The sequence below is a fragment of the Vibrio sp. 10N.222.48.A3 genome (assembly GCF_041475345.1).
Taxonomy (GTDB): Bacteria; Pseudomonadota; Gammaproteobacteria; order Enterobacterales; family Vibrionaceae; genus Vibrio; species Vibrio tasmaniensis_A.
Map to the genome: position 1 here is coordinate 1 of NZ_JBFRVX010000565.1, position 5089 is coordinate 5089.

General features: G+C 41.8%; 5 protein-coding genes and 1 tRNA gene. 3 read left to right on the forward strand and 3 right to left on the reverse strand.

Features of this window, described 5'->3' with window-relative positions; translation table 11 throughout:
• Nucleotides 1-308: 308 nt before the first annotated feature.
• The 3 genes from rdgC to AB4653_RS16105 all read left to right on the forward strand — a co-directional run bounded on the left by rdgC (nt 309) and on the right by AB4653_RS16105 (nt 3122).
• On the forward strand, nt 309-1223 hold the full coding sequence (gene rdgC / locus AB4653_RS16095) for a recombination-associated protein RdgC (protein ID WP_009848262.1): 915 nt from the start codon (nt 309-311) through the stop codon (nt 1221-1223).
• 205 nt (nt 1224-1428) lie between these two features.
• Entirely contained in the window at nt 1429-2847 is a 1419-nt protein-coding gene (gene yegQ / locus AB4653_RS16100) for a tRNA 5-hydroxyuridine modification protein YegQ (RefSeq protein ID WP_009848261.1), read from the forward strand.
• Between the two features lie 20 nt (nt 2848-2867).
• Nucleotides 2868-3122, forward strand: a complete 255-nt coding sequence (locus AB4653_RS16105) for a YfhL family 4Fe-4S dicluster ferredoxin (RefSeq protein WP_004735061.1) — start codon at nt 2868-2870, stop codon at nt 3120-3122.
• 42 nt (nt 3123-3164) lie between these two features.
• On the opposite strand, the gene AB4653_RS16110 is transcribed toward AB4653_RS16105, so the two are convergent.
• The 3 genes from AB4653_RS16110 to AB4653_RS16120 all read right to left on the reverse strand — a co-directional run bounded on the left by AB4653_RS16110 (nt 3165) and on the right by AB4653_RS16120 (nt 5012).
• Nucleotides 3165-3473, reverse strand: coding sequence for a hypothetical protein (locus AB4653_RS16110; protein WP_009848260.1), 309 nt, complete (start codon nt 3471-3473; stop codon nt 3165-3167).
• A 275-nt stretch (nt 3474-3748) separates the two neighbouring features.
• Nucleotides 3749-4588, reverse strand: a complete 840-nt coding sequence (gene mepA, locus AB4653_RS16115) for a penicillin-insensitive murein endopeptidase (protein ID WP_009848259.1) — start codon at nt 4586-4588, stop codon at nt 3749-3751.
• Between the two features lie 347 nt (nt 4589-4935).
• A tRNA-Asp gene (locus AB4653_RS16120) sits at nt 4936-5012 on the reverse strand.
• Nucleotides 5013-5089: the final 77 nt, after the last annotated feature.

A 5089-nucleotide genomic window follows, 5' to 3' on the forward strand; every position in this document is an offset into this window, starting at 1 on the left:
CCGCTGTATCGTAATCTTCAGCCTCTACTGCTTGGTAGCCTTTTTGTTCAAGTACAAAACACAGCATCTCACGAATAGGTGCTTCATCTTCAACGACCAGAATCCTTCTCGACATAATTGAATAGCCTTAGTATTTAATCAACGCATTGCATTATCTGGTTTAATTATGACACTTTTGTGACCTTTGAAAACAAATTTTCATATAACTGTCTCAAACATTTCACTTTTAATTTTTATTGCAGGTATAAGACAAATGGATCGAAATCTCCTATGATGAGCGTCTTCAGATAAAGGTATGAGAAATATTTATGTGGTTTAAGAATTGCCTCGTCTATCGCTTTAATCGTGATATAGACTTCAACGCAGATCAGCTAGAGAAACAACTTGAAGAGTTCCGTTTTACCCCTTGTGGTAGCCAAGACAAACAGAAATTTGGTTGGGTAAACGCGATGGGTAGACACGGCGATATGATGACGCACGTATCAGAAAACCGCATTCTCATCTGTGCAAAGAAAGAAGAGAAAATGCTTCCAGCTTCTGTGATCAAAGATTCATTGAATGCAAAAGTAGAAACGCTTGAAGCAGAGTCTGGTACTCCTCTGAAAAAGAAAGAGAAAGACAGCCTAAAAGAAGACATCATCATCGATCTTCTTCCTCGTGCTTTCAGCCGCAGTAACTTCACTTACGCGCTGATCATGCCGAAAGAAGGCTTTATTGTTGTTGATGCTAGCAGCTACAAAAAAGCAGAAGACGTACTAGCATTACTACGTAAAACAATGGGTAGCTTGCCAGTAGTGCCAGCTATTCCAGAGCAAGCGATTGAAACAACGTTAACGGAATGGGTTAAGTCAGGTGATACGCCTAAAGGCATCACCATGCTTGATGAAGCTGAGCTTAAATCAATCCAAGAAGACGGCGGTATTGTTCGAGTTAAGAAACAAGAACTAGAAGCTGATGAGATTAAGAACCACATTGAAGCCAACAAAGTTGTGACTAAGCTTCTGATCAACTGGCAAGATCGCATTGAGTTCATTCTTGCTGAAGATGGCAGCATCAAGCGTCTAAAATTCAGTGATGAACTAAAAGATGAGAACGACGATATTCCTCGTGAAGATCAAGCTGCACGTTTTGATGCAGACTTCTCTCTACTTTGTGGTGAGTTCAGTGTTTTCCTACCAAACCTATTTGAATCATTAGGCGGGTTAACTCAACCTAACGCTTAATTGTTCCGATTTGAAGCTCAGGTATCGACGATATCTGAGCTTATTTCTTTCCCACTCCCGCTTATCAATACCTATCAGCTCGCTTCTTAATACCATTGTTATCTTTAGGGCTATCAACCAAACTCATTTTAGCGTAAAATTTGCGCCCCTTTGATATCACTTGGTGGTATCAACCTGACTTGAGATCAGATTAGAGAACGAAGCAATGACTACACAGAAACCATTTGTACCTGAACTATTATCACCGGCAGGAAGCCTTAAAAACATGCGTTACGCGTTCGCCTATGGCGCAGATGCAGTATACGCAGGCCAGCCACGTTACAGCCTTCGTGTTCGTAACAACGAGTTCAATCACGAAAACCTACAAATCGGTATCGATGAAGCTCATGCTCAAGGCAAAAAGTTATATGTTGTATGTAACATTCAGCCACACAACTCTAAATTAAAAACATTCATTCGCGACCTTAAACCAGTTGTTGAGATGGGCCCAGACGCACTTATCATGTCAGACCCAGGTCTTATCATGATGGTACGTGAATCATTCCCTGAAATGCCGATCCACCTTTCAGTTCAAGCAAACGCAGTAAACTGGGCGACCGTTAAGTTCTGGTCAACTCAAGGCGTTGAGCGTGTGATCCTATCTCGTGAGCTATCTCTTGAAGAGATCGAAGAGATTCGCGAACACTGCCCAGAAACAGAGCTAGAAATCTTTGTTCACGGTGCTCTATGCATGGCTTACTCTGGTCGTTGCCTACTTTCTGGCTACATGAACAAACGCGATCCAAACCAAGGTACTTGTACTAACGCTTGTCGTTGGGAATACAAGACAGAAGCTGCGAAAGAAGACGAAAACGGTCAGATCGTTGAAGCTAACCCTACCGGCGTTGCTATTCAAGAAGTAGAAACTCAAGGTATTGAAGTTCAAGACGAGCGCCCTGACAACACACTAGGCCTTGGTAAGCCAACTGATGAAGTCGTTTTACTTTCTGAATCGCACAAACCTGAAGAGAAAATGGCGGCGTTTGAAGATGAGCATGGTACTTACATCATGAACTCGAAAGATCTTCGCGCAATCCAACACGTTGAGCGCCTAACGAAGATGGGTGTTCATTCATTGAAGATTGAAGGGCGTACTAAGTCTTTCTACTACTGTGCACGTACAGCACAGGTTTACCGTAAAGCTATCGATGATGCTGTTGCAGGTAAGCCATTTGATGAGAGCCTAATGGGTACGCTAGAGAGCCTAGCTCACCGAGGCTACACTGAAGGCTTCCTACGTCGTCACACTCACGATTCATACCAAAACTACGAATACGGTTACTCAATCTCTGATACTCAACAGTTTGTTGGTGAATTCACAGGTAAACGCCGTGGCGACCTAGCTGAAGTAGAAGTAAAAAACAAATTCTTAGTTGGCGACAGCTTAGAAATGATGACACCTAAAGGTAACGTTGTTTTCAAACTAGAAGTGATGGAAAACCGTAAATCTGAAGCGGTAGACGACGCAAAAGGTAACGGTCACTTCGTATTTATTCCTGTGCCAGCAGATCTCGATCTAGAGTATGGCTTGCTAATGCGTAACTTGAGCGAAGGCCAAGATACACGTAACGCTTCAGGTAAATAACGGTTACTTGGGAAAGATAAATGGCTCTACTAATAACTGACAAGTGCATAAACTGCGATATGTGTGACCCAGAATGCCCAAATGGTGCAATCACTATGGGTGACAGTATCTTCGAAATCGATCCTGATTTATGTACTGAGTGTAAAGGTCACTATGAGAAGCCAACATGTCAGTCAGTATGTCCGATCACAAAATGTATCATTACTGACCCGAACCATATTGAAACTGACGACGAATTATTAGAAAAGTTTGTCATCATTCAAGGCTTGACCTAAAAGATAAAAGGTTCAACTTAATCATCAAGTTGAACCTTTTTTTTAACCCGACTTTTCAATGGGATATATGTTACAGAACATCTCTTTCTCAAATTGATATTCGAGTCGCTCTCGCCAGTTTATTGATTGAGCTATCGGAACAAGATAGAAGTTTTCTCTACTGGTATCAGTCACAAATGCCATTCCATACTGCATTAACTCATAGTGAACATCATTTACGAAGCTAGGATCTAAACGTTGTCTGCCTGTTAGCTGATTGATATCAGCTCTTGAAATAGAAATACCCGAGCTTTCAGCGTTGAACCTATGTCTTAACCATTCTGAAAATTCCTTCGCGCAAATCATAGTCATTGTCTTATCCTTGAATTTTTATAGACGGGTATCAGACTCTGATTTTCATATACTGCACATAAGCCGCATCTTTCACCCAAGAAACACGCCATCCCTGACTAAGCATTATCAAATTCATCGTTGTTTTTGCTATTGTCGTTATCCGTTTGTTTTGATATCAAACGATGTTCTTAATTACGTGTTTATAAACTCTAGACAAAAGTGTGACATTTCTCCAGTTTCAGAGACGAGAAAGTCAGTGGCATTTCCACTGTAATTAACCTCGATAGATGCGATTACTTATTAGATATCAAGGCCAAACACTGACTCGGCATTACTTTAACTTTCTTTTTTTTCTTACTTTTAGCGACTTTTTTAGGTGGAGGAACTGGAATGGTCTGCGGAGCCCAACTGGCAAGTTCATCTCCACAACCATCACCTTTTGGCGGGTTTGCTTGAGCGATGCAGTTAGAACTACCTTTAGGACATTTTAAACGAACATGAAAATGAGAATGATGTCCCCACCAAGGTCTGATTTTTCCTAACCAAGCTCTCCCATTGGCATCAGAGTTTTCTTGGTCACAAAGAGTTTGTTTAATGACAGGATGGACGAAGATTCGTACCACTTTTTCATCTTTGGCTGCATAGCGAATCACTTGAAAATGATCATCGGTCCAATTTGATTTACGTAATTTGTAGTTGGTAAGGTCGACTACACTTATTGGCTTAGGAACAGCAAGTTCATTCTCGGAAAGTCTCTCATCAGTGAGCCTTAACCATATATCAATATCCAACCCAGTCTGGTGGCTTGAATGGCCAGATGAGAAGCGTCCACCTCTAGGTAGCGAAATATCACCCACCAATAGATTTGTGTTGAGTTGTTTGCTTGTAGTTAAACCTAGCCTTTCAATAAACTGAATTGACTCTGTGTGGCCATAATAGCGCTCTCTCTGAGGGCGGATCACCTGATAACCTTGCCCATTAATTGGCAAAGCTTGCGCCCCGTCAAGACAACCATTAGCGTAACTACCTATGGATGAGGTTGAATTTCTTGTTGGGCTTTTCTCTTTTTCCCACGAGGTTGCAGATACAACAAACGAACAAAAGATAAGAGCCAATGTACAAAATAACCTCATAACAATTCCAAATAAACGATCACTGTTTTTATACTAGTCGTCATTAGGGAATTGGTGTATGTCGAGAGTGATATTTTTGGGATAGCTTGAGAGTTATCTACTGACTTTAGATATTTAAGTGAAAAAGCTTCACTATTCCTAGCGAATCTTCTCAATCTGTAGCGATATTATCGTAGTCGAAGACAAAAACTCACAGCCCTGAAACGACGAAAGCCTAGTCATAAGACTAGGCTTTCTAATAAATGGCGGAACGGCTGGGGTTGCAGGCACCGGGACTCGTTGGTCGCAAACCAAAACACTAGACACGAAAAAGCCCTAACATTTCTGTTAGGGCTTTGTCTTATAAGTGGCGGAGTGGACGGGACTCGAACCCGCGACCCCCGGCGTGACAGGCCGGTATTCTAACCAACTGAACTACCACTCCGCAGTGGTCAACTCACTAAGTGAGCGTCCATATCTCCAGGTTGGTCAACCTAAAGATTTAATTTAAAGCCTGGCGAT